General features: G+C 37.2%; 24 protein-coding genes and 1 pseudogene. 24 read left to right on the top strand and 1 reads right to left on the bottom strand.

Annotation, left to right across the window (positions count from 1 at the left end):
* The first annotated feature begins 53 nt into the window (after positions 1–53).
* The 22 genes from GJU32_RS08600 to GJU32_RS08495 all read left to right on the top strand — a co-directional run bounded on the left by GJU32_RS08600 (position 54) and on the right by GJU32_RS08495 (position 23,626).
* Complete coding sequence (locus tag GJU32_RS08600; protein WP_155591538.1) at positions 54–2,222, top strand: transcriptional regulator; 2,169 nt, start codon at positions 54–56, stop codon at positions 2,220–2,222.
* Positions 2,223–2,454: 232 nt separating this feature from the next.
* Complete coding sequence (locus tag GJU32_RS08595) at positions 2,455–2,880, top strand: membrane-associated protease 1 (protein ID WP_155591537.1); 426 nt, start codon at positions 2,455–2,457, stop codon at positions 2,878–2,880.
* Positions 2,881–2,971: 91 nt separating this feature from the next.
* Positions 2,972–3,406 carry a J domain-containing protein gene (locus GJU32_RS08590; RefSeq protein WP_155591536.1) on the top strand — a complete coding sequence of 145 codons (435 nt, stop codon included), beginning with the start codon at positions 2,972–2,974 and terminating at the stop codon, positions 3,404–3,406.
* A 28-nt stretch (positions 3,407–3,434) separates the two neighbouring features.
* The gene (locus tag GJU32_RS08585) at positions 3,435–4,010 is read left to right on the top strand and encodes an FHA domain-containing protein (RefSeq protein ID WP_155591535.1); all 576 of its coding nucleotides are present in this window, start codon (positions 3,435–3,437) and stop codon (positions 4,008–4,010) included.
* Positions 4,011–4,046: 36 nt separating this feature from the next.
* On the top strand, positions 4,047–4,574 hold the full coding sequence (locus GJU32_RS08580; RefSeq protein ID WP_155591534.1) for an FHA domain-containing protein: 528 nt from the start codon (positions 4,047–4,049) through the stop codon (positions 4,572–4,574).
* 6 nt (positions 4,575–4,580) lie between these two features.
* Entirely contained in the window at positions 4,581–5,420 is an 840-nt protein-coding gene (locus tag GJU32_RS08575; protein WP_155591533.1) for a PP2C family protein-serine/threonine phosphatase, read from the top strand.
* A 32-nt stretch (positions 5,421–5,452) separates the two neighbouring features.
* Positions 5,453–7,063, top strand: a complete 1,611-nt coding sequence (locus tag GJU32_RS08570) for a serine/threonine protein phosphatase (protein ID WP_230874989.1) — start codon at positions 5,453–5,455, stop codon at positions 7,061–7,063.
* Positions 7,064–7,099: 36 nt separating this feature from the next.
* Positions 7,100–8,371: a normocyte-binding protein gene (locus GJU32_RS08565; protein WP_230874988.1), complete on the top strand. Its 1,272-nt coding sequence runs from the start codon at positions 7,100–7,102 to the stop codon at positions 8,369–8,371.
* Positions 8,362–9,057 carry an iron-dependent peroxidase gene (locus tag GJU32_RS08560; RefSeq protein WP_155591532.1) on the top strand — a complete coding sequence of 232 codons (696 nt, stop codon included), beginning with the start codon at positions 8,362–8,364 and terminating at the stop codon, positions 9,055–9,057. The genes GJU32_RS08565 and GJU32_RS08560 overlap by 10 nt, the downstream gene beginning before the upstream one ends.
* A 79-nt stretch (positions 9,058–9,136) precedes the next feature.
* Positions 9,137–11,725 carry an acetate and sugar kinases/Hsc70/actin family protein gene (locus GJU32_RS08555; protein ID WP_155591919.1) on the top strand — a complete coding sequence of 863 codons (2,589 nt, stop codon included), beginning with the start codon at positions 9,137–9,139 and terminating at the stop codon, positions 11,723–11,725.
* Positions 11,726–11,763: 38 nt separating this feature from the next.
* Positions 11,764–12,537, top strand: a complete 774-nt coding sequence (locus GJU32_RS08550) for a DNA and RNA helicase (RefSeq protein WP_155591531.1) — start codon at positions 11,764–11,766, stop codon at positions 12,535–12,537.
* A 48-nt stretch (positions 12,538–12,585) separates the two neighbouring features.
* Positions 12,586–13,272 (top strand): hypothetical protein, encoded by a 687-nt coding sequence (locus GJU32_RS08545; protein WP_230874987.1) that lies wholly within the window; start codon positions 12,586–12,588, stop codon positions 13,270–13,272.
* Positions 13,269–14,693: a hypothetical protein gene (locus tag GJU32_RS08540; protein WP_155591529.1), complete on the top strand. Its 1,425-nt coding sequence runs from the start codon at positions 13,269–13,271 to the stop codon at positions 14,691–14,693. Before GJU32_RS08545 ends, GJU32_RS08540 begins: the two co-directional genes overlap by 4 nt.
* A gap of 35 nt (positions 14,694–14,728) precedes the next feature.
* Positions 14,729–15,859 (top strand): pentapeptide repeat-containing protein, encoded by a 1,131-nt coding sequence (locus GJU32_RS08535; RefSeq protein WP_155591528.1) that lies wholly within the window; start codon positions 14,729–14,731, stop codon positions 15,857–15,859.
* A 24-nt stretch (positions 15,860–15,883) separates the two neighbouring features.
* The gene (locus GJU32_RS08530) at positions 15,884–16,441 is read left to right on the top strand and encodes a serine protease (protein WP_155591527.1); all 558 of its coding nucleotides are present in this window, start codon (positions 15,884–15,886) and stop codon (positions 16,439–16,441) included.
* A gap of 225 nt (positions 16,442–16,666) precedes the next feature.
* Positions 16,667–17,074: a DUF4280 domain-containing protein gene (locus GJU32_RS08525; RefSeq protein WP_155591526.1), complete on the top strand. Its 408-nt coding sequence runs from the start codon at positions 16,667–16,669 to the stop codon at positions 17,072–17,074.
* A gap of 33 nt (positions 17,075–17,107) precedes the next feature.
* The gene (locus GJU32_RS08520) at positions 17,108–18,634 is read left to right on the top strand and encodes a contractile injection system protein, VgrG/Pvc8 family (protein ID WP_155591525.1); all 1,527 of its coding nucleotides are present in this window, start codon (positions 17,108–17,110) and stop codon (positions 18,632–18,634) included.
* Positions 18,634–20,124 carry a hypothetical protein gene (locus tag GJU32_RS08515; RefSeq protein ID WP_155591524.1) on the top strand — a complete coding sequence of 497 codons (1,491 nt, stop codon included), beginning with the start codon at positions 18,634–18,636 and terminating at the stop codon, positions 20,122–20,124. Before GJU32_RS08520 ends, GJU32_RS08515 begins: the two co-directional genes overlap by 1 nt.
* 18 nt (positions 20,125–20,142) lie before the next feature.
* Positions 20,143–20,595: an SUKH-3 domain-containing protein gene (locus GJU32_RS08510; protein WP_155591523.1), complete on the top strand. Its 453-nt coding sequence runs from the start codon at positions 20,143–20,145 to the stop codon at positions 20,593–20,595.
* Between the two features lie 1,066 nt (positions 20,596–21,661).
* Positions 21,662–21,880: a hypothetical protein gene (locus GJU32_RS08505; protein ID WP_036127004.1), complete on the top strand. Its 219-nt coding sequence runs from the start codon at positions 21,662–21,664 to the stop codon at positions 21,878–21,880.
* Positions 21,881–21,888: 8 nt separating this feature from the next.
* Complete coding sequence (locus GJU32_RS08500) at positions 21,889–22,398, top strand: hypothetical protein (protein ID WP_155591522.1); 510 nt, start codon at positions 21,889–21,891, stop codon at positions 22,396–22,398.
* A 406-nt stretch (positions 22,399–22,804) separates the two neighbouring features.
* Positions 22,805–23,626 (top strand): replication initiation protein, encoded by an 822-nt coding sequence (locus GJU32_RS08495; protein WP_155591521.1) that lies wholly within the window; start codon positions 22,805–22,807, stop codon positions 23,624–23,626.
* On the opposite strand, the gene GJU32_RS08490 is transcribed toward GJU32_RS08495, so the two are convergent.
* Positions 23,623–23,838, bottom strand: a complete 216-nt coding sequence (locus GJU32_RS08490; protein ID WP_081977956.1) for a helix-turn-helix domain-containing protein — start codon at positions 23,836–23,838, stop codon at positions 23,623–23,625. The genes GJU32_RS08495 and GJU32_RS08490 overlap by 4 nt on opposite strands.
* 206 nt (positions 23,839–24,044) lie before the next feature.
* Here GJU32_RS08490 and GJU32_RS08485 point away from each other — a divergent pair, with 206 nt between their 5' ends.
* Positions 24,045–24,827 (top strand): recombinase family protein, encoded by a 783-nt coding sequence (locus tag GJU32_RS08485; RefSeq protein ID WP_155591918.1) that lies wholly within the window; start codon positions 24,045–24,047, stop codon positions 24,825–24,827.
* A gap of 148 nt (positions 24,828–24,975) precedes the next feature.
* Positions 24,976–26,211 (top strand): annotated as a pseudogene (locus tag GJU32_RS08480) (IS110 family RNA-guided transposase).
* Positions 26,212–26,288 lie beyond the last annotated feature (77 nt).

Here is a 26,288-nt window from a genome sequence, read left to right as displayed (position 1 = left end):
TCGAAATTCGTTATCTAAAGGAGGGATGGCTGTAGAAATATACAGCCAAATGAATGGAGATTATTAGTCAAACAAACCGAACAATGCTCTTTGAAGAAATAAACCCAGAGAAATTGGATTTAATTACGCTTGTTGGCGATGTAAAAGGAATCGACAGTCTAAGTGATGAAAAGATCAAGGAAATTAGTCAACATCTTCTTGTAAAAAGCTTCGACGAATTTTTAGATAAGTTTTCTCCTACTGTTTATTCATTTTATAATGCGGCAAACCAAAAGGTTATGTATACCTTAAAAAAACCTGAAGGCATTCAAGATGATTGTATATCTGAAATAGCAATCGATCAAAATAACGATTTTTTAAAGATGCTATTTACGCTCATTGATACAAAAAGAAGCCAAGGCATCACGAATGTAGATTTTAAATTTGAAAATTTACTAGACATGATTTCTCCTAAAAAAGTCATGGATGATATTCGCCAAGTTCGTAAGGAAATTCATTACCTATACGGTGAATATGACAAGCTAGATGAGGGAGATCCGAAAAAATTAGATACGGGTGACAAGCTAAATCTTATGTTTGAAGTAGCAAGTAGAAACTACAACAATGTAATGGCGATGTTACCATTAGCAATCGAAGATATTAAAACAAGATTATTATTAGGTGCTAGTCAAGATGAGGATGAGTCAGAAAAATTACAAATCGGTACACTTACTATTGGTGATAATGGCGAATTAAAAATTATTGAGGCACCTCAAACGAATAGTTCTGAACTGATGGTCATTGAAGAAAATAGTAACTACGGCTTGAGTACTGTTTTCGAAGAAGACTATGAAGCAATTACGGAAACGCCATCTTCCTATGTGAAAGATTTAGTTGTGAGAACGTTCTCGCCTTTACCAGCTGTAATTGCCGAATTTGATGTAGAAACGGAAGTTCAAAATTACAATACATACCTTGAGTTCTATAAGGATGCAAAGGATGAATTTGTGAAAACGGTTAAGCCTTTAGTCGAAAAGCTATTAGGCGTCAAAATGTACTTCGATCAATATGCTACGAAAAATAAAGGAATGCAGCCTTCATTACTAGTTACAAACACGAAGCTCGATATGCTCGTGAAAAGTAATAACCTGCCAAGATTACGCACGTATTTAAATACGGTTAACGCTAAAAATGATTTTACAGATACAGTATGGTATGGCATTGTACCTGCTTTAGAATTAGAATCTTCTGGAAATATGAAAGTTAGCCGATCAAGATTCAAAGGGAATGAAAAGGTTACAAAGCAAGAGGGTAACACAATGGAATCTTTATCAATCCTCTTAGATACGGTAAAAGATTACAAGGTGCAAATTTTCTTCAACTTTATGGCTGAAGAAGAAACAACATTCAACGGAATCGCAACTGCCGGGATTGATCGCCTGATCGATAAATGCTCCATTCTTGTCAGAAAAGATTTTAGTGAGTTCGCAATACCATGTTTACCAAACTTTACGATTATTCCAAAAGATAAATCAGGTGTTGTCATTGATACGAGAATGCATACTACCGAAAATGGCGCTCGTTTATCGAAAGAAAAGGAAGATATTTTAAAGCTATGGATCGAAGGAGTCTATGTAGGTGCTAGTTATGTAGCAGCAGGAATCGTTTCCGCCTACCAATGTCCAGAGTATTTAAAGGAATCATTTAGAAATGTAAAACGCAATTATCCTGGCGTTCGTTTTGATATTGAAGCTGGAGACAACTCACTTAGAGCAGTAACTACGATGGCAAAAGAAATTTCAGGTTTTACGAATAATATTAAAGACGCTATTAACAGCAGAAGCTTCGGTTTTGTATTCTCTTCCGAAAATGCCCAACTACAGGATAAAGATATAAGACGAATCACTGTATATAAAGCAAGAAGTCTAGCGATGGAAGAAGATGGATTTGATTCAATCTATAAAACGCAAGTTAGTACGTATATTGAAAGAATACTTCGTTTCCAATCTGGTGACTTTAAGCACGAGAATATCGTTCGCTTCTTTAGTAATAATCCAAGTAGTCAAAAAAGTAAGTGGCTGAATGATAAAGGTCATGTCAACTCTATTATTCATGATGGAGATGATATCGGCTACATCATTGATGAGAAAACAAGCTTATGTCAGATTGATCTTGTGTTTAACGGTAATGTTAAAAATCTTGAGGTCACGATTACTAAAGGGACAAGTGCTGTTAAAGCCTAACAATTTATTTATCTCAATTTTCAAGTATTTTAGACGGATGTTTAAGATTTATCATGTATAAATCTTTTAACATAAATATGAATTGAACGACTAATTGCTACTAATGAAAAATATTACATATTTCATAGTGCCAGGATAAAATATGGCACTGTGAAATGGATAGCTGTACTTAAATTTATTTCATTAGAACAGTTAGAAGTCACGATTCAACAAATTTTAGGAGGTACTAAAAATGGGTTTTGTATTAAAAGTAGAAGGATCAGAAGCAATTGAATTAGGCTTAGAAAGCATCATGACTGTCGAATATGAGACAGATACACCGAATGATTCTAACGCTCGCTCTACAGATGTAGGTGCAACTTTAAAAGTAAAAGGTAAAATTTTAACTGCCACTGATGGTGATAATTCTGATGATACGATGAAATTAGGATTATGGTCATTAATACCAGCTGAAAAAGCTGATTGCTACCGCAAAGTAACACTTGAAGTTATTTCAGCTGATCAAGTAGTAAGAAAAATTCATTTCCCAAATGCTTTCGTAGTGGATTATACAGAAAGATATGGTGACACAGAAGGTATTGGTGAGTTCTTCTTATTTATTAAGCAAAAGAAAGACAAAACAGACTTGGCAAAAATCGAGGGTGGCTACGCTGTCTAAGATTGCAGCAGGATAAAACACTACCAATTATCTAAGGAACTTTTATAGTTCCTTAGATTATTTTTAATAATCCTAAAATGGGGTTGAAAACATGAAAACGCATTATGAAACATTAGGTATAGACCGAAATGCAACACAAGAACAAATAAAATTAGCTTACCGAAAGCTCTCTAAAACACATCACCCTGATGTGAGTGGTGGAAATCAACAATCAGAGAAGATTTTTTTAGAGGTTCAAGAGGCCTATAAGGTGCTTAAAGATCCAGCGTTGAAAGAGACGTACGATGCTCGTCTCGATGGTACAGGTACGAGCTGGCAAAATGAACAAAAGAATGAAAAGCAGTCAAACGGACATCAATCTGCAGAGAAAAAGCCAGATTTTAATATGAATAATATTGAAAAAAACTTTGAACATTTCTTTGGTTTCAATCCAAAAACAAAGGAGATGTCCTCGACTCTTCATAAAAAAACGAAGAAAAATCCATTGGATACTACGGATTTATTCGAACGCTTTTTTAATAAATAAGCCATGAAAAAGAGAGGAGCGTGATTAGATGCATGAGCCATTTTCAGCTGAAGCTTACAGTGGAAATACACGGAAAAAAATGTTTATAAAAATTATCGATATCATTATTGTCACAATCGCCTTCTTTTACATTTTATATGTTTTTGTGATGAATCAGGATGTCCTTTTGAAATTCGTTATTGGGACGGTAATGGTCATACTTGCCATTATTTACGTCTCACTCAAATACGAAGCGAAGGCAATCACACAAGTGATGGCAAAGAAGGACATTTCCAAGCTTGTTCTCCTTAATGAACGTGGAGTAGAAATCGATGAATGGGAACTTGGCGATCAAATTTCTTTACTTATTGGTAAAAGTTCAGCTGAACACAAGGCAGATATTGATTTAAGTGGAACAGAGTATGAATCACTTGTGAATTATGAGCATGCTGTACTTAATTGTGTAGCTGGTATTTGGTATGTAGAGGATATCGATTCGGTTAATGGTGTTGGCTTAAAAAAAGCAAATAAGCGCGTAAAAAATAGATTACAACATGAGATTCCTTACCCATTAGGTAATGGAGACACAATATACATAGCGAATACACGAATTTTGGTTAAATAGAGAAAAAAATTCGTAACGAAGATGGGGGATATCGAAATGAGTTTGATTAGATGTACAAATGGTCACATGTTTAGTTCAAGAAGACATCGCAATATTTGTCCATACTGTAACGTGATGGTGGAGCAGGAGCAAAGACAAAATAGTCCTTCCTTACCTGTCGTTGAAGCAGATGATAAAACATTGCCCTACTTAGGAGAAATGGATGGAATAGATCCTGTAACAGGATGGTTAGTTTGCATTGAAGGACCACAAATGGGTAGAGATTATCGCATTTTATCTGAAAAGAATTTCATAGGTAGAGCAGAAGATATGCATATCCGTATTGCTGGAGACAATTCAATTTCTAAGCGTAATCATGCAGTCATTGTGTATGATCCTAAAAAACGTAATTTTTACTTACTGCCAGGAGATGCATCAGGATTAGCTTATTTGAATAATGAGGCAGTTTATACACCAACGGAATTAGCAGCCTATGATGTGATACAGCTTGGGAGAAGCATATTTTTATTTATTCCACTTTGTGGCGTTCACTTTGAATGGGAAAACAATCAAAGTGAGGAATGATGACATATGGACCAAAAGTTAATGCCGTACATAATTACATTCATCTTTATCATTGTACTCATCTTGTTACTCCTAATAAGAGGTATACTTGCGCAAAAAATGGATAAAGGAAAAATCTATATTGGGAATGGTCAAACAATTGGAAGACGTGATGAACAGGATGATTATTTCTCAACGGTCGAAACGACGTGTGGCACAATCGCGGTGCTTGCAGATGGAATTAGTGGTTTAGCCAATGGTCGGATGGCCAGCACGATCGCAGTAACAACCTTCATTGAAGAATTTAAAAAGCTGAGTAGCTTAAGTAATCTACCAAAGTTTTTTAAGGAAACTGCTATGGCAAGTAATCATATGATTGTGGAAAACTTAAATGGCTCAAATGGAGGAACAACACTAGTCACGGCCATTATTGATAGCGAAGGCTATCTTCATTGGGGAGCCGTAGGGGATAGCGTTCTCACGATCTTTAGAAATGGTGAGTTTTTAGCGATTAACCAAAAACATATTTTTGAATCAGTTCTAACCGAACGATATATTGCGGGTGAACTATCGCAACTTGAGGTTCAGGAAAATCCTCTCAAAAAGAGATTAATCAATTATTTAGGATATGCAGGCTTTAAAAATCTAGATACAGGTAATAATCCGATTCAGCTAAATAGAGGGGACAAGGTATGTCTTTTCAGTGATGGAATCTATGATGCTATAACGGAGGTTGAAATGGAAAAAATTCTCTCTCAGCAAGCTCCACCCTATGATTTAGCACAAAGCATGATCAAAGCCGTTGAACAAAAACGCTTAAAAAATCAAGATAATGCTACCATCGTGATTTTAGAAAAAACGTGGTGACGATGAATAGGGAATAGAGAAGGAGGAGACGTATGAGAAAGGAAAATTGCGACTTTAAAACTAGCTTTTTATCTGAAGCAGGGTCCTTTCTGCAAAATAAAGACTACTTTGCCTATACAGAACTAGACGATGTAGCCTGTTGGGTAGCTGTAAAGGGCTTGGATGCAGATCAGGAAATTAGTAGTGCAGAGCTTGCTGTAAAGGCTATTTTAGAAAAATTTATGGAAAAGCCAGCTATGTCAAGAAGAGCGATCAATAAATATCTTAAGCATGCACAAAATGTACTACAAGCGCAAAGCTTACGCGTAAGATTGAAGGCTAGTATCGTCATAGTTGTTTCGGATTACTCAAAAATGATTGTTGGTGTAGCGGGTAATTCGCGATTGTATCACTTCCGTAACGGTACATTATCCTACAAAAGTACAGATCAAAGTTTAGCGCAGGAAATAGTAAACAGCCAAAGCCGTTCATTAGATATTAGCCAGCATGAAGAAAGAGGGAATTTGTTGAATTACCTTGGCAAACCAAACAAATTTCAACCCTTTGTGTCTAAAAAAATGAAGCTTACTGATGGTGATGCCCTATTACTTTGTACAGCTGGCTTTTGGGAAGATGTCAGTGAGATTGAGATGGCTGACGCGTTGGAAGGTGTTAAGGATTCTGAACAATATACAGATTTATTGGAAGAAATATTGTTGAGTAGACAGAGAAAAGTGGTCGAAAATTATACGGTTGCTGCCATATTTGTTAACAAGGTATATCAGGAAACGAACAAAAACAAGATGAAGTATATAAAAATGATTGCAGCTGCATTAGTTTTAGCCTTGGTTGTAGGTGGCGGCACAATTTTTTATCAAGTAAAACAAGCAAAAAAATTAGCAGAGTTAACTGTCGAGATGAAGGACCATGAAAAAAGTGGCAATGTTTACTTTCAAGACGGAAATTATGATGAAGCGTTACTTGCATATAGTGAGGGAAGAAATGCGGCAAAAAAATTAAAAGATCCTATACATAGAAATTTATTAGCTAGAAAGTTAAGGGTGACCCAACTGATCATCAATGGAGATAAATCAGCGGAGACAGGGGAATTTACAGAGGCATTGACGCATTATGAAAAAGCTAAAAAAGAGGGCAAGCTTATTAATGGGTTTGGTAAGGAAGAAGTAGAGCAAAGAATTGCAAACATGGATTCCGTTGTTGACATTGTTGATGCAATAAAGGATGCAGATTTTCGTTTTGAGGCAGAGGACTACAATGGTGCTTTAGCACAGTATGAAAAAGCTAGAAAAAAAGCACTTGCCATTTCATTTACTGGAGAGGCGCAAATTAAAACAAAAATTGAAGACACAGAAGAAAAAATAAATGAATTGAAAAAGGCTCAAAAAGAATTAAAGGCAGAAGGGTTAGAGAAAAATGGGGATCAGAGCTATGCCCGTCAGGAATACGTCCAAGCGATAGAATCCTATACGCTTGCGCAGGAGATTTATCAAGAAACGGAGTTACTGGCAAAAGTTCTTGGCCTAGAGAGAAAGATTATGAATGCAAATGATAAATTAAACCCTGTTCCACAAGGGCAAGCAGCAGATAATGCAGTACCTAATGAAACAGAGCCACCAATAGATGAGGTCACTGATGCCAGTTAGCATTCAAATTCTGAGTCATGAAAGAAGGAAAGTAAATTGTTAAAAGAACTCATGTTTGAACGTTTACGAAAAATAGAAAATCTCGAGCAACGTCAATTACTAAAGGATATTGTAAGTGGCGTTTTTGTAAATTTAATCGATTATCAAGAGGACATGAACAACAAGCTTGAAGAACGTATTTTCAATGAAATCGATGATTATGAGAATAGATATGATATTTACACAACGCTTAGCGCACGAGAAGAGGTTGATCCCATTCATGATTGTTTGTTTCCGATATGTCCAACAGATTTAGAAGATACAAACATAAACATGGAGAATTTGCTTGAAGCCATTAAAAATAATGAACCTGCAATGCTCATGACATTATTTTTAGCGTGTGATTCTATCGAAATTCAACATTTACTGGCACAACAACGAATTTTCAATGGTCATCTAGCTACATCGCAAGGATTGGTCGAAGTAAAGCTAAGTCTTACTAGGAATAATCGTTATTTGCAAAAAATTAAAGACCTTTATTCAATTTTCCAAATAAATGGTCTTCCTTGGAAAACAATCAATCATCCATTTGTCAATAAGTTCTTTGATGTCATACTTGTAGGCTGTCCCCCATTACATGAGGATGTAGAAGTTTTCGAAGTTACGATTGATTTAGAGGAATATGAGCAGCAAAAACGATTACATATGGTTCCACTTTGGAATATTCAACGGCACGAGGTTAAGAATAGTGGTTTTCCATTTCCAGCCATCGATAAAATTAATTATGAGCATGTCTTATCGTTACGAAAAACGGGCACTCAACATGGTTATCTCGTTGAGACGGAAGAAGAGACAATCACCTATATAAAACGTTCAGACAGTGAATTAACTATTGTTTCACCTCAGGATCAGTCAGGCGTATGGCAGCTACTTAAAATTGCTAAAGTAGAAAAAGAACAAATAGGCAAATTAACTTATGAACTAGTGTCGAATCGGCGAAATGAGCACTTTATGCACAAGCTCTCTAGTAAATATAATGTCAATGTTTCAACAAAGGGAGAAATAATTCGACTAATAAACTCCTTTGAGGCAGCAGACAATCTTGAGCTTTTGAGAATAGATATTTTGGAGGGGCATGTAAATAATCATGATTTGGTGCATCCATTTTTAAAAGACGTAACAGAAGATGCCAGCCATAAGAAGACGATGCTATTACAATTTCTATCAAAACAAGATCGAGATTTTATTACAAATGATGTCCTGAGCTTTCTCCTTGCTGAAGTTCAAAGACATTTCACTGAATATAAATGTGTAGGTAAATGGTTATGAACTATATTTGGGATTTACTTATCCAAGCCGAAGAAGAGGGCTTTTTAACAAAGGATACTTACTTTCACCTTGCCAAAACCTATTCACCCTATATGGAGCTCAGCCCACAACTATTAAATTCACAGGTAATAGAGCAACATGTGGAAGTCAATCCCTATTATCGTTACTTTCATATTTTTAAAGACCTCTTTCAACCAGATCATACGACTGATGAGGCCTTTAGAGACGCTTTATTAGACATTACATTGCACTTTTTAGCTGAAATTGATCGCATGCACGGCTTGAATAAAAAGGAATATTATATTCGCTTTATGCTGAGAGACATTGAAGCAAATGTCTTTGGGAAACTGGCTCGAGACAAAATCCAGTCTTTCTCAAAGAAAGAGCAAGAGATGATTGCGCTCAATATGCTTAGACTCTATCAAACTGGAGAGGCATTATATCTGATAAAGGACACGCTGAAAAATATATTTAAAAATTGTTTTATTTATGTGAAATCAGAGGAAAAGGATGAATTACTGCTTTACATTCATCAAAAAAAGACAATAGAAACGATCAATAAAGTGCAACTAATCCAAGAAATTTTTCTACCTGTTGGCTTTCATATGGAAGTTTACTGGCAATATCATTTTGGCATTATTGACGTAGAAGAGACCATGAAGCTAGACCAAATAGCTCTTTATTAAAAAGTGGGGAGGGTATAAATTGACAACTAAATATTCATATAAGCTTTATGCGAATAAGCGTTATACAGAAAAGAAATATATGACCTATACACGTGTAGAGTTGATGGAGATGACCACTTTTCAGCTTAGAAATATTTGTTATAAAGAAAAACTCATAACAGGCTTAATTAATACGCTGACAAGGGATGAACTAATCGAAAAGATTTTACGCTATCGAGGCGCTGAAGAACATCTTTTGATTAAAGAGCAACAAGATGGGGGCTTTGAAAGAGTCGAAGAGGCGCTACAAAAATATTTAAAAACACCACTTTCTGATAATGGTGAAATTAAAATACCTGCCAAAATGAATCTCTATAAAGGCATGAAAATAGAGAAGCCAGATCAATACCTCATTGAAACAGGTGGTTTTCTTGTCGAATCTAATGTGCTGCTAGTCAATGAGCATTTAGAATTATGTGGCATTCTATCTATTGTAAAAGACGATGAAAAAGTAAATTGCTATTACCTGGTGGCAGATCAAGCGCTAGGAATACGCGAGACAAAAAATAAAAATTATAGCTTTATTTTTTTGCGAAAGCAAGATTCAGAGTACATCTATAAAACATATTATCAGGAGACGCCGCTCCCACCAACCAATCTACATTACTACAAAGTGCCGATACCAGATTTAGAGATGAAACAAGTAGAGACAACCAATGCCATTCTTGCCATTGATTTTGGGACGACTAATACAACAGCTGGTGTATTTTTGGATAGCGATTATGTCCCATCACCTTGTAGTCATGATCTTTTAAACAAGAGAATTGCGCTCAATACTATCAATTTTGTTCAATTCCCAGACCCACTCCACCAAAACGAATGGATCGAAGTTGTGCCCACAATGGTTGCAGTTGCAGATTGCTCGAACGCCGATCATATAAACTATCATTTCGGCTATGAAGCCTTGAAGGCTATGAAAAAAAATAGTTATACATCGTTAGCCACTAAATTTCAAGGCATTAAACGCTGGGTGAGTAATTATGAAAAATTGGAGGAAGTAATGGATGCGAATGGGAATACAGCGATTATCCCACGCAGTCAAATACTAAGAGAATTTTTACTTTATATCATTCGCATGGCTGAGCATCAATTTAAATGTCGCTTCAAACATTTGCATATTTCAAGCCCTGTTAAGCTGAAAACTCAATTCTTAAATATGTTTCATGCTATTTTACCTGAATATCAAATTGAAATTGAGCACGCTCTCGATGAAGGAATGGCAGTGCTCTATAATACGATAGCCAATCAAATAGAGAATCAGAGCTTTATGGATGGCAAGGAATACAAGGCTCTCGTAATCGATTGTGGAGGGGGAACGACAGACCTCTCATCCTGTAAGTTTCGAATAGAGGACGGGCATATTTCCTACAAAATTGATATTCATACAACCTATGAAAATGGGGATACCAATTTTGGTGGTAATAATATTACCTATCGAATTTTTCAATTTATGAAAATTGTCTTTGCGAATTATTATAGTCGTGGAAAAAATGCCTATGACATCGATGCGTTAATAGATATTCCAGGGAAAGACATTTATCGGTATGTTGATGATTATGGCGTCGAAGCCGTTTACAAGCAATTTGAAAAGGCTTTTGAGGATGCTGAATCGATTATCCCTACACGTTTTAAAGAATATGAAAATCGTACGCGTGATGAATATTTAAGAGTTCGTAATAATCATTATTTCTTATGGGAAATGGCAGAGGAAATGAAGAAGGAGTTTTTCCGAAAAACTGGTATTCTTAGGAGTCGTTTTTACTCAGAAAGCGATTTACAGCAAGATAGTGATTTGAATATTACAACGGTAGATCGCTGGTGTTTATCGCTAGTAGAAAACCACCAATTTAAAGATGTCTATGACTATCCAAACGTTTATTTCAATATTAAAGAAATTAACCACCTAATCAAAGCGGATATTTATGATATTGTACGTGAGTTTTTAGAGGATTTTTATGAAAGTGGCATGCTTGGCGAATATTCCATCATTAAGCTAACAGGACAATCCTGTAGAATTGACGCTTTTCGAGAGGCATTAAAGGAATTTGTGCCAGGTCGTAGCATTGAATTTAGACAAAAGGCTGAAAATATTGGAAAAGTGCCAGAATTAAAGCTCGCCTGTTTAAGAGGCGCATTGCGCTACTTAAATGCGAAAAAGATTGGCATGATCGAAACGGCAGTAACGAATGATGCACCTATTGTCCCGTATACGGTTAGTGCATTTACACATAATCGTCAGGAAAAGCTACTTATTAGTAGCCTAGAGAGACTGAATCAAATTCACGGAACTATTTCGCGTCCATGGGGCGTCACAGAGGTTGAATTTTTCCTAACGGGAAGCGATGCTCAAACAGCCCATAAGTATACTTATATTAATCGTCAAGAAAATTTTGTCCCTGTGCTATATGAGCATATCGCGTCAAACTATGCTAATAAAATTCCGCAGGACGAAACAGATTCAATCGTTAATGGAGAGGTTAAATTCTTTGTCTTTGCAGGAGAGGATCATTGGGGCTTCCATGTCGTGCCGGTAGCTAGAAAAGAGGAGCAGCTACTAATTGGTAGCAAGGAATTCTTTGCCTTTGAAACAGATTTATCAGAGCTTGATTTCTTTGATGGATTAAAGTAAGTAGGCATCTGCCAAAAAATAAAAGAGGTGAGTGACAGATGTTTGCCAATCAATATCCACATTTTCAAAAGGGTAGAATTTTAAAAAGAGAAATGCTGGAGAACTTGCGAGATTATCCAAGGGAATTTTTAGATTTATATTTCCAGGATTATTCAAATGGTATTATCGCAGGTGCCAATATTACGATAGCGGATTCTATTATCCATATTACAAAAGGAATCGTTAAACATAATAATCAACTTTATTTGCTTCATAACAGCTATGAACTTCCATATGAGGCAACAGGACAAGAAACCATTATCAAAATAAAATTTGCTGAAGCAGTGAATAGATTAGATTTCACGGATTTTACAGCTACTATTTTTCTCGATGAGTCTCTAAATCTTGCCCTAAACGAATTAGAAATAGCTCGCTTTAAATTAAAGACTGGAGCAAGGCTGCGATCTGAGCCAAATGATTTTTTAGATTTTGCCACGGAATACAATACAGTGAATTATCTTCACTGTCAGTATGCAGGCATACAAGATAGCACGTATCACCCTAAAGTTTTACAGTATTACGCAAAGGAATTATTAAAAAATCGCCCAACTAATGTATATGATATTACCTTTGCTTTCGAGTGTTTAAATCAGGAGCGGGTACAGCGAGATGTCATTGAAATATACATTTGCAATCGATTAGAGTTAGAATTTCAAGCGTTTTCCAATAGTCAAATTCATAAATATTTGTACCGTATTTTATCTGAATCAAAGAGTGGTGGTCGTCACGTAGGACATAGTCCAGGTCGATCAAAGCGAATGATAGTCGATTAATTAAAATTCAGTTGGTGAACAACGTTTAAGAAACGGAAGGTGAGTGGGATGAAATTTTTAGATGAAAAGATTATTGCACTTAGAAATGAAATGAGAGAGCAGGAGCAACATGAGTTAGCTCAGCAAGAAGCAGCGTTAAAAAAAGAACAGGAGCCAGAGCAAGCCTCTGAGCAGGAGGAACAGGATCTACAAAAAGTAAATATTTATCGAGATTACATAATAATTGAGGATGAGAAGGTGGAAGTGATTGGGCAATCATTATTGGATGGCAAAATGTCGATTCGTATGCCAAATCTATTTTCCGTGATGTCTACTGAATTAGCATCCTTAAAGTATCCATCAGAGCGTAGACCGAATCTTATTTATACAGATGAATCATCCACGATTAATCTTGCCTTCAATCTGACCCCACATCGATTAGTGGAGGAGGGAGTCGCTGCATTTCAAGAAAATATGATTGACATTCTTGAACAAGCGCAGCCTTCAGCCGATTGGTTAGACACGGATGTCCTGACGATTGACGAAAAGACGATTGGCTTTTTAGAGATCATTACACCAGCTATTGATGGCGATATTTTTAATTTAATGTTCTTCGTCTCTATTGAAGAACTAGCACTTATTGGAACCTTTAATTGTATGGAGGACGATCTTGAAACTTGGCGTCCGATTGCGAGAGCTATGATGGAATCCTTACAATTTGCTTCAAATAGAAGGAATGGAGGGGCAGTGCTATGAGTGGGGTAGTGACAGCTTATCATAATATACAAATTAAACCTTTCGAGCTTATTAGTATTCAAGATCTTACCCTTGTAAAAAAAATGAACGAACATGCTACATTGCGTTTTACTGGTATTGTGCCTGAAGAGGCTAGAGATACATATGTAGAATTGACCGAGGTACGCTCTGCCATTGAGGTGAATCAGCTTAGTCAACTTGGTGTCCCTACGCCACTTTTTAAAGGTGTTATTTTGGATATCAAGGTAAGTTCCGTTCGCGGCATTTATTATATTGAGGTAGAGGCAGCCTCTAATACCTACCAGTTAGACATTAAAAAGAACAATCGTTCCTATCAGGATAAGGAAATGACCTACTCGTCTCTTTTTAAAATCATGAAACCCTCTTATCCCGGTCTAGATATTATAGATGAAGCTACTAAAGGAGGAAAGTTAGGAAAATTCACCCTCCAATATTTTGAAACGGATTGGCAATTTCTAAAGAGACTTGCCTCTCGCTTTCATACCGGACTAGTTCCTGCTGTAACCTTCGATAAGCCAAAGTTTCATTTTGGTGTGCCTGCTGGTAGAGCTAAAGGAAAACTAGAAGATTATCATTATACGACCCGAAAAAAACTAGCAGACTACCTGTTGTATACAGAAAATGGTAATGAAGGCATGGGTGAGCATGATTTCCTCTACTATGAGGTGGAAACCGATAAAGTACTGGAGATAGGAGATCATGTCACCTTTAATAAACAAACCCTTTATATTTTTGAAGCAGCTACATCTATGAAGGACGGATTGCTGAAACATTGCTATACGCTGTCAACGAAAAATGGCATGAATAAAAGTGAACTATTTAACCATGCAATATCGGGTTTGTCACTTGAAGGAAAAGTGCTAGAAGTCGCAAAAGATCATATAAAGGTGCATTTAGCTATTGATGATAAGCAGGATAAAGGCAAGGCGCATTGGTTTCTATATGCTACAGGCTATACAGCAGAGGGACATAGTGGCTGGTACTGTATGCCTGAAATCAATGACTTTGTTCATGTTTATTTCCCTTCACATCGTGAGGAGGAAGGGATATCTAGCAGTTCTATACGAAAAAACTTAAATACATCGGCAACTAACAAGCTTGATGACCCTTCAACGAAATATTATCGTACAGCTTTCGGTAAAGAAATTAAAATGAGTCCAACTGAGGTTGTTATTACTGCGCAAGATGGCGATATTTTTATTCGGTTAAATGAAGCGAATGGTATTGAAATATTTAGTAAAAAAGACATTAAACTCATCTCGGAGGCAGATATTTCAGTTAATGCCAGTAAGAAAATTCTGTTGTCTGCAGAGGAAGAAATTTCTTTACAATGCAAAGAAAGTAAAATAACGATGAATGGTAGTGTGCAAATTTTTGGGAAAGAAGTAAAGGCAAATTAGCATGATTGTCTCAAAAGAAAAGGAAGGAGTCTTATATGCAGACACAGGGAGTTTTACAGCATTTTTATGACGCAGAAGTAGAAAAAAGAAGGTTAAAATATCTTTTGATGCTCGAGGATTTTTTCCAAGCCTCCAAAGATAAGCTTGCCGAGGAATTTAGAAAATCCTTTCAAACAGTATGTCAGCAGCTAGGACAGCAGCAATTGCTTCAACAGAAAGGGTCGATTGCACATATCACATTTTCCATGCTACGCACAGAGCTGCTGGAGAGGAATCCTCTCTATTTAGTGGAAGCTACAGATGATGAATGGTTTTTTGATCTTCATCCCCTTTTAACTACGTATGATGCTGGCTGGGCTCATCATTTTTTAGAGCAATATATCGAAGAGTTAAGTTTGTATAGCAAAACATTTATGGGTGCCATTACCCAAGCAGATATAGAGCGTATAAAGCTTCAGGATGCCCATCATTTTCATCAATATGTCTTAAGCCTTGCTAGATATGCGCTACCAGACATTATAAGATGTCCGGAATATTTAGCTCTGGAGCGGGATGTGGCTGTCGAAATACGTGTAGGTGAGTTTATGGATATCAATGAGGTAGTGTATAGCGAGGATTTCGCATCGAAGGATAATGAAGAAATAAAAGCATGGCTAGAAGAAAAATTAGAGGGTGAATATCCATATGAGGTATTTAGCCATTTAAATTTAGCTGATGGGCATTATGGTGAGTTAGATATGCGTTATGCCTTTTTCCAGAAAACAAATTTAACAAACTGTTATATGCGTGACTGTCTGCTAATTGGTGCCAATTTTCGCGATAGTCAGCTCATAGATACCGATTTGAGTTTTAGCTCTATCCATGAGGTAGATTTTAGCAATAGTCAGTTACAAGGGGCAAATTTTCAACAGGTACAAGGAGCGAGTGGTCTACTCGATCGTCAAAAGTGGGACATACCAGGCTATTTGCCAGTCCGCTTTACAGATGCAAATTTAGAAGGTACTAATTTCGAGCTTGCGAATTTAAGAGGGGCCAGCTTTATTGGGGCAAATGTAAGGAATACGAATTTTGCAGGAGCTAATTTAGAAAAGGCTATTTTCTCTATGGAGGCAAAGGAGTATTTAAAGCTAGACCCATTTCAGACAGCAAGTATTATTTGGAAGTAGATGTGGTGAAAAGGAGACGCAAAGATGAACTATTTTATTTTATCTCAGGATGAGCGAATCTCAAATGCTGTTGAACCAGTTGGTATAGCTCAAATAATTAAAAAAGAGTTGTTAACATTGGATAGAATGGAAGAATTAGAGGAACTAGAGCGCCAATTTCCAGTACTAGAAAAGAACGACTTGCTATATATCGATTTTATAGAAAAGCCAATAGCGCTCTTTTCGGATGCTGTTAAACAGTTAGTAGAAAAATATGTGCCGAGTATGCCATTTAAAGCGGTCGTACTCACGGATATGCCTAAATTAATGCAAACATTATACTGGCTTGTGATTCCACCAAAAGTTCCCTGTCTTTCATCCCAGACCGAATTCCATCTGGATGGAACGTTGAAGAAGCTTGTTATAGACGAGACAATAGCCGCCCCTTATTCCTTCTTTCAAATAGAGGGCATTAAAGAAAACTATATCGTGATTAATATTGAATTAGCAGAGAGTATTCTTCGCAGAGCATTTCAGGGGATACGATTACACAAGGTACAAACGGCAGGAGGATGGCATGAAATACTTCCTATAAGTAAATAGAATCGATGAGGACTTGTTCATGACGTTATTCGTAGTAGGTTGTGGGTCAGCTGAAGCTGAAAATAGTGAGTATTTAGACGGAACTATTTGAAGAAGAACATGAAAAGAGCAAGAGAACATTATTTTTTTTGGAATAAGGTGTTGAGCTTACATGCTTGTTGCTGACTGACGCTGTTTAAACAGAGAAATTGCACAAATCTTATGTATGGAAAGGATGGTTGTTCTATGTCAGAAGAAATGCAGACAAAGGGCGGCGACCAACGGAGCTATGTTGTAGCTGGTGCCAAATTATCATGCTCGCAAGGAGATCAAACGAGTATTTTAAAAATGCCAGTTAGTCATGGTGTTTATACGAAAAATAAAGCGCAAATGAATACGATGGATTATAAGCCAAATATCAATATTCAGCCATTTGGCTTATGTCAAACATTAGCGAACCCTATCGTTGCAGCAGCAACAGCCGCCAATAATGGAGTCTTAAAGCCAATGCCCTGTACCCCTGTGATCACGATGCCATGGATTAATGGCAAGGATGATCAATTAATTGAAAACCATCCAGCGTTAATTAGTCAATCAATTAATATGTGTATGTATTGTGGAACAATAAAAGTAGAAGATGATGGACAAGAATAAGCCATTATCCCTTGAGGAAAGAAGGGAATTCATGTGAACACGTACGAGGAAGTAATCGGATACGGTGAGCTTGAACTCGTATCCCCCTATGAAATTCAGACATTGCATCATCTCACGTTAACCCAAACAGTGAACGACCATGCAAGGTTATCAATAACGGGATTTATTCCGGCAGAAAAGAAAGATAGTTGTATGCAGCTTGCCAGCACAACAGATCGAATAGTGCTCTTTCAAAAACGTAAAGGGCAACGGCTGCGTGCACTTTTTAAAGGACAGGTAACTGAAATGGCTGTTCGAATGGTAAGGGGTGTATATCAAATTGAGCTAGAAGCTGTTTCATCTACATTCACCATGGATTGTAAACAAAAATACCGCTCTTTCCAACATAATAAGATGACTTATCAGGCGATGTTAAAAAAGGTACTAAAAGATTATTCAGGTGCAGATGTTATTGATACTGTATCGAAGGCTACTCCTCTCAAGCAATTTATATTACAATATAATGAGACGGATTGGCAATTTTTACAACGTATGGCATCCCATTTTCGTGCCGTGTTAGTCGCAGCTGTGGATGCTGATAAACCAAAGTTCTGGTTCGGCCTCCCTGAAGGGCAAATGGAAAAGCTGGCGGTGGCAAATTATACGATCTTAAAGGATCGCTCTAAGTTTTTACATAGTAAGCACAATGACATCGAGCGGCCAATTAAGGAACGAGATACAGTCGCCTATGTGATAGAGTCTAGAAAAACATTGAAGATTGGTGATCGTGTTCAGCTCCAAGGCAAGGAGCTTGTAGTAGCCAAGTCCATTGCAAGCATGAAGCAAGGCATCCTTACGTATGAATATCATCTGCTGTTCGAAAAAGGCATACGTCAAGACAGACGAAGTATTCCGTTCCTGCCAGGCACAGCAATTGAAGGCAAGGTACTAGAGGTCAAAAAGGATCAAGTAAGAGTCCATCTCAGCATTGATGAGACGCAAAAAAAGGATGAGGCCACCTGGTTCTCACTGGCTACGCCTTATACAGCAGAAGGCCATAGCGGATTTTACAGTCCGCCAGAGGTGGGGGATAGTGTCCACCTTGCCTTCCCAACACATCGAGAGGAAGCTGCGATTGTTCGTCATAGTGTACGAAAAGGCGGCGAGGCCAATCCAAAAACAGCCGATCCGAAAACGTCTTACTGGGGTACGCCAAAAGGGACGGAAATGAAGCTAGATCCAAAATCCGTGACATTTACAGCCAAGGATGGAGCCGTATTTCTACAGCTCCATCAGGACAGCGGCATCACTGTGCATAGTAAGCCATCCCTGCTAGTCAAAGCGAATGACACAATCACCTTTGCTGGAAAACGTGTGTCCATGATTGCAGCTGAATCAATGCGCTTCACATGCGGCTCCAGTAGTCTTGTGTTTGATGGCATTACGGATATCCAGGGGCAGGTTGTCACGATGGAAGGCTCCATTAAAGCGCCTGTGTCAGTCGCTTCACAGGAAGAAGCAGACCTCGAGTCAGCCTTAGACATGATGGGGATGATCCCTGTTGGTGGGGGTGATGCCTAATGGGTCTATTAGGACTAGCCGGAAGCTTACTAGGGATGATTCCAAAAGTAGGCTCTCCAAGTGGAAAGAAAAAAGGAAAGAGCGGAGGATCGAAAGGAAAGAGCGCCAAGAAATCCTCCAAAAAGAAGGGCTCCTCGAAAAAGAAACAACGGAAGTCCAATAAAAAGAAAAAGAAAAAACGCAAGAAGAAAAAGAAGAAGTGGGGCAAATTCTTTACCAAAGCCCGCAAGCTGAAAAATAGTTTATCCAAGAGTAAATTGGTCAAACGGGCGAAGAAGGCCATTAAAAAAGCTGTCCTGACCACGAAAAAGGTTGTGAAAAAAACAAAGGCGGCTGTGTCAAAAGCCAAGCAACAGGTAAAGGCCGCTGTCAAACAGACGAAGCAGGTAGTCAAGGAAAAAGTACTGCCAGTTGTGAAAAAAGCTGCACAAGCAACGACCAAAGCAGTGAAAAATGCTGTAAAACCTAAAAATCTGTTGAATACGCTACAAGTAGGATTAGATATAGTCGGGATGGTCCCAGTTGTAGGAGAAATAGCGGATGGCGTGAATGGTATTATTTATGCGGCAAGAGGTGACAAGGTCAATGCGGCCCTCTCCTTTGGTGCGATGATTCCAGTAGTGGGCAATGCGGCAACTGCTGGTAAATGGATCAATAAAGGTGCCAAGACAGCGAAGGGTATCAGTGAAAGTGCTCAAAAAGCGAATAAAGGTCTCATAGGCAATGTAAAAGATAAAGTCAACAAGCAAGTCTCAAACGTGAAAACGCAGATCCAATCCAAAGTAGACGAAGTCAAACAGCAACTGCGTCAGCTGGGATCACCACAGCTGGAGTTAGCAGGTGTAAACGTTGGACGAATAAAGGATACTGGAACAGTAGGAAGAAACACAACAACTCCAAGTCCGAAACCATCTAATACCCAACCATCACAAAATGGCTCGAATAAAAAGCCTGATGAGAATAAGGGTACGGGTAAAGGTGTACCTAAACCGGTTAGCATAGATGAAGCTAAGGGCATTGCTAGAACCAAGATTGCACAAGAGAGGAATGAATTATTAGAAGGAAAATATATTGATCCAAATACTGGAGATATTTATATTCCACATGTTATGACTGCAGCAGTTAATCTTAAAACAGGCAGGGCATATATTGGGTATAATGGCAAAGGTGTTGACTTTAGAACGGGTAATGAAAGGTTTAATCCGACTGTTTCTGAATTGGATGACGAGGTAGTAATGTTGGTTGAAAAAACTAAAAACAGGGCATTAGAGGCCAGTAAGCAAGCAGGTGGGGAAGTCAAGGATAGCTTTGAAAAATGGACTGTAGATAATTGTGCTGAAGTTCAGGCAGTAAATCAAGCAGTGAAAGATGGTGCTAAAGTAGAAGATATCTTGCTAAGTACCATTGAAGTTTTGCCAAATAAGTATAAAAAAGTATGTAAAAATTGTAAGGAAACTTTTGAAAACTTTTTTATTGATAATTTTAAATGAAAGTAGAGCGAGGAAAATATGGATAACTTTTCGGAAAAAACTTATAAAATTTTGAATGAGGCAGGATGGTACCAAAATAGAAAAATAGATATAAGTTCGACAGTCTTATTTTTAGAGAGTAAGGGCTTTCGAGTGGGTTCTGTTGTAAAAGAGGCATTAGAGCAATTCGGTGGATTGGAATATAAGTTTTCTGATGGGAATGATTTTGAAAATTTCATTATTATTCCAGAAGAGCAAATAGGAGATGGTGTTCAGAAAATACATTTCAAAAGGTATGATACCTTAATTGGAGAGTATTTGATAGTGATTGGTTCCGTATTTAGAAATAATGCAATACTGTTTATGTCGGAATCGGGAAAAGTTTATGGAGCACATGATGATTACTATATTTGGGAATTTGGAAGCGATATCTATGAAGCAATTAATAATCTATGTGATTGTAAAAAATTCAAATTGATACACGAACAATAGATTATTACAGCATATTGAAATATAGTTAGGTGATATTTTTTAATGATGAATACGCCACAATACAAGCTAACTGCCGTGTTGTGGTTTCTTTTTATTTCCGTCTTAACGCTAAAACGTAATCAAGCGTTTAGTAGCGTCTCCTAAAAAACACACTTAAAGACGAGCGAATCATTCATAATATGTTAAATCGTTGATAGGATCACGTAATTGTTGCGTGGTCTTTTTTCTTTTTACGCAGACGATATGCGAAATTTAGCGAGGTATTATCTAGACGCACTAATAACTATTGAAATTTCGCAGGAACGCTCAAACGAAATCAAACGGCCATTGCTAGTAAGCGTTGGGGCGTTTCTTGCGAGGGAGTGGCATACGCGTTGATGTACGAATACGCATCGCTTTAGTGAAATAAAGTGTTATTGTATATAGATTAAACTATTTTCCATTTCTCGTAAATAAGACGTTTTAATACGCAATAAAAGGGGGGGCAAATATATTTTCACGGAAAAACGGACGAAATTAAAAACTATGGAAGATGGGGTCATGGGTGGTGACATTACCACTTTCAAAAAAGTCAAGGTTTGCGTTGGTACTGGATTGTAGTGGTCGAATATTTCATGGTGTGTACCGAAGTACAGAGATTTAACGTCAAATTCGGTCGAAGTAGCATCTCCAACGACGTAACACTCGAATATGTTCAAAACGTTGGACCATTTAGTAGTGTTTACGTGGTATCTGATGACACCGCAAATAAACGTACCTACGCTTCTTGCGACGGAGGGAGGTTAAATATTGATGTTTAATTGTGAAGCTAAGGCGTAATAACGAATCACTGTATATGGACTTAACGATTATCTGCTTGGCATTTTGGCACGCATAAATATTTTTTCGCGGAAAAACGGACGAAAGTTCACGAAGTCGGGAGGTAAACATTATAAGAGCAATTGCAACAAAGCAATAAAATCAGATAGGAAAATTGAAGGAAGCGTTAATTGTCTACGTTGAAAGGAGAGGAAATTAAACCTTAAGGGATTTAGGCGTTCCAGTTAAAAAAGGGGATAAAGAAGGGATGAAAGAGTTCGTTTCATCAATCGTAAATGACTCAAAAAATCTCGCTAATTCGAAGCCTTTTCAGTGGAATACGGTCGACTCTGTAGACGCTTTTGTTAAGGGAGATGCAGTTGTTTTAGTTAATAGAAATACAAACGAAATATTGACTTTTTTAAATAAAAAAGGAGATCGCTTATCAAGTAAGTTGAAATCCGATTTAGATTTGATTAGAGAGTGAGGATGACTATGAATAACTATATAATATCTTTTACCAAAAAGTTTGGTTATTTTTTCGATAAAAAAGAAATCTCAAATATTATTTATTTACATGATGAGGATGATAATGAGAGATTAGACCATGTCCTTTTCTTCGAGAAAGATAATGGTGATGTTATAGGCTTGTATATAAGAGGTATGAATCCGTTAATCTCAGTGAATAGAGTCTACGATTTAGATGACTTTAATTTATTTTCTAGTTATGAAGGATTAATTGAATGCAAGGAAAATATAAAACTCAAAATAGAGTATATAGGTTTGTTTTTTAGCACTCAATACAACGAACTATTGGGTTTCTATCTAGCGAATAACGATGCATCGAGTTCTATATTTATATTATTTTTACAAGATGAAATTTATATGGAAAAGGATTGTAGTAAATACGAGGCTAGTAGGATACTTGAAAACAAATTTTCGACTGAAGGTTTTATAACTTACGAAAAAACATGTGAGACCGACTGGAGACAATTAAACTTTTAAGAATTTGAATTAAAAACTCATGAAGGCTAGACCATCAAGGAGTGCTATTTTAACAATAAAGCAATAAGAGCGAGAATAGGCGAGATGACAATTTATTTACAAGGACCACTTATGGATGGCATAATCAACAAACACACGAGATTAAACAAGCTAAAGGGTTTAAACGTTACACTTGCCAAGTAGTATAAAAGATGTCATACTGTCTATATAAAAATAACTTATAAAACTTGCAAATATTAATAAACTTAGAAAATATATGAACTTAAAGCACTTGATTGTCTATAACAGGCGACAAGTGCTTTTTGGCATGTTTAAATACGTAAATTGAAAAGATTACGATTATTTAATTAGTGTACTAAGTGTTAAATTTTATACGAGTACTATCATACAAGGGGAAGAACAGGCGATGGAAATAGAGGTTTCGATAGATAAGTTCGTTATAGATTATAAGGATGTACCACATTCAGCATTTTTACGTGTTTATATGTTGGGGGTGAAGAAATATAAAGTGAAAATGAAGATATATAGTGGAACATATAGCTATGAATTGCACATGCGGAAAAGTGACGATGTATACATTCATATGTATTTTAAAAACTTTAGAGAAACAGAAGGTCACTTACATACCCTAAGGATTGAAACAAGGCCAGAGCATTACTCACATTTCAGAGAAATACTAGAGATGATAGGGAAGCGGGCAAGTCGAGTAGAATTTGTGAGCTGTGATGTTGCGTATGATATACAAACGGGGTTAGAAAATATAGTGGTGATACCGACAGATATACGGAGGAATATAACACACTTTGATACAACACGGTATTTTGGTAGAAGCGACCAACGTAAACGGAATGGTTTCTGTAGGATTTATGATAAACGGCTAGAACTAGCAAGGAATAAAGGAATTTATTTAGCACATGAATTAAGCCGAATAGAAGTGGTGTACAAGGTAAATGAGCAAGTGTTGCTTAAAGACCTAATGAAACATCCACCAAAACAGAATGAACATTATTTTGCGGCTGTAGTAACAGAGTGGCAAATACTTAAGAAGAAGCAACGAGAACGGGTAGCTAGCATGCGAGATGGAATAGATATGTATACGCAGTATATACGGAGGGAAATAAAAAAGACCCTTACGAATCAGTATCGATTGGACTTCGACGAATTAGCAAGGGTGGAATGGAAAAGGTTGATAGAAGAACCAAGTTCAATTGTTCTTCGAGTGAGTTAATCGTTTATCTCCAATACAAGTAGGTCTTGGATAGAGACATGTAATGTGTCGCACAAAGCTGAAAGGGTACTTATATGCAGACGTTGTATGGGTTGTGTACATAAATCATTGACGGTATTTGGACGTAATGAGGTTTGCTTGGCCAATTGCCGACGGCTCATTTGTTTTTCAATTAAAATTTCATTGAGACGTAAACGAATAGTAGAAGACATAATAAAAACACCTCTTTGTTAGATTGTAACGGTTACTTATAGTGTACGACCATACTAGAGAAAAAACGACTGTAAAATAAAGGGTTGTGTAAAATTTGGGTAAGGTCGTACAGTATGTTGTAACGGTTAGACGTTACACACAAGTTATCCGCAAAAAACGGGTAAGTGTTACAGGGACTTTAATTGCTGTAACGATAGGGGGCATTATGAAAGAAAAAGTAGTTGGTTATGTACGAGTTTCAACAGAAGGGCAAGTACGTGAAGGATATAGCTTAGCGTATCAAGTAGAAGAGATTGAAAGGTATTGTGACGATAATAAGCTACAACTACTTCACATATATGAAGATAGAGGACTCAGCGGAGCGACAGTTGATGAGGATGGATTAACTATTGAGCGAGAAGGCTTGCAAGAGCTATTGGCAGATATAGAATACCATCAAGTGAGCCAAGTAATTGTATTAAATACGTCTCGTTTGTGGCGCTCTGATATGGCAAAAGTATTGATACAACGAGAGTTGAAAAAATATAACGCAGATGTGAAAGCGATTGAGCAGCCAAATTACAGCATCTACACACATGAACCAAATGATTTTTTAGTGAATGGCATGTTAGAGCTGTTAGATCAATATCAAAGGCTCGAAATTGCATTAAAGTTGAGTAGAGGCAGAAAGAAAAAAGCAGAACAAGGTGGCTATGCAGGTGGGGGAGTCATGTTTGGTTATACAGTACAGAAAGGGCGAAAAGTATTAGAAGTGGATACAGAGAAAGCGATCGTTGTACGGAGGTTATTTGAATTAAGACATTTTTTAAAACATTGGTCACTATCTCAATTGGCAGAACAGCTCAACATAGAAGGCCATCGAACAGAGAAAGGGAAACGATTTACAAAAGTACAAGTGAAGCGCATTTTAGACCGTGAGAGCTTTTATCGGGGGACTTATACATACGGACAAATACAAGCAAATGGCAAACATGAGGCTATAATTTAAAAAGTTACTTAAAAAAGGGGCTCATTTACTTATATAACCTCATATAAGGGTGAAAATGGATAGGCTTTCGTACCAATGCGCACCGGAAGGTGAACGCTCGAACTAAGGTTGCCGGCATTTTCATTCCATTGAATAGGAGGATAAGTTAATGCACGAACGACAGAAACATTTTTATGTGGGAGTAGACTTACATAAGCAACACCATGTAGCGGTTATTATTAATTGTTGGCAAGAAAAACTAGATGAAATAAAGTTTGAAAATAAACCGTCTGCTTTTTCAACGTTTTTACGGGATATTTATAAACATATGGACGATGGTTTGACACCCATTTTTGGTTTAGAAGATGTTGGGGGTTATGGGAGAGCGTTAGCTAAATATTTAGCAGACCATGAACAAATTGTAAAAGAAGTGAACCCAGCTCTTTCATATGCCGAACGCAAAAGTCACATGACCACACAAAAAAGTGATAGCTGGGATGCAGAATGTGTAGCCAGAATTTTGGTGAACAAACTAGAGCAGTTACCAGACGCTAAACCACATGATTTATATTGGTCGATACAACAGCTGGTCAGTAGAAGAAATGCATTAGTAAAGGCACAAAGTGCTTTAAAGAACCAACTACATATTTAATTAAGTCACCACTATCCAAGCTATAAAAAGTTTTTTTCAGAGGTAGATGGAAAAACAGCATTGGCATTTTGGGAACGATACCCGTCTCCACCGTGTTTAGAGGGGTTAAGTGTAAAGCAATTGACCATATTTTTATTAGAAGCCAGTAGCAATACATGTTCGGTGAAAAAAGCGAGTGAGATTTTAAAGTTGGTGAAAGAGGATGGAAACACAATAAGAGAACACCAAGAAACACGAGACTTTTTAGTAAAGAGCATCGTCCGAGACATTTCATTTAAGAAACAGGAAATGCGCTATGTGGAGCGAGAATTAAAAGGGTTAATGAGTTTACTAGACTTTCAACTAGAAACGATGCCTGGCATAGATCTCGTTACAGCTTCGGCTTTAATTGCAGAAATAGGTGATGTACGCCGTTTTCCAAATGCCAACAAATTAGCACGATTTGCGGGCATTGCGCCTATTTACTTTGGTTCTGGTGGGAAAGGAAGGGAACAAAAAAGCAAGCAGGGAAATCGGGCGCTACACGCTTTATTTTACAACTTAGCCGTACAGCAAGTACAAGTGGCAAAAGGAAGTAAGCTGCCAAGGAATCCAGTATTTCATGCATACTATCAACGGAAACTAAAAGAAGGTAAAACAAAGGGACAAGCATTGGTTTGTATCATGAGACGGCTTGTAAACATTATTTACGGCATGATGAAGCACAAAACAGCCTATGAATTGCCGATAGTAAAAGAGGAAGAAGTAGTTTAATAAGGTTTAAGATAGGTTGTTTTTTTATTAGCGAATTTTAAGATTACAACATAGGATACTGGTGAAGTTGGGACATC

This window comes from Lysinibacillus cavernae, from assembly GCF_009724685.1.
In the GTDB taxonomy this organism is placed as follows: Bacteria; Bacillota; Bacilli; order Bacillales_A; family Planococcaceae; genus Lysinibacillus; species Lysinibacillus cavernae.
The sequence above is the reverse complement of the archived record's forward strand: the minus strand, read 5'-3'. Positions and strand labels throughout refer to the sequence as shown.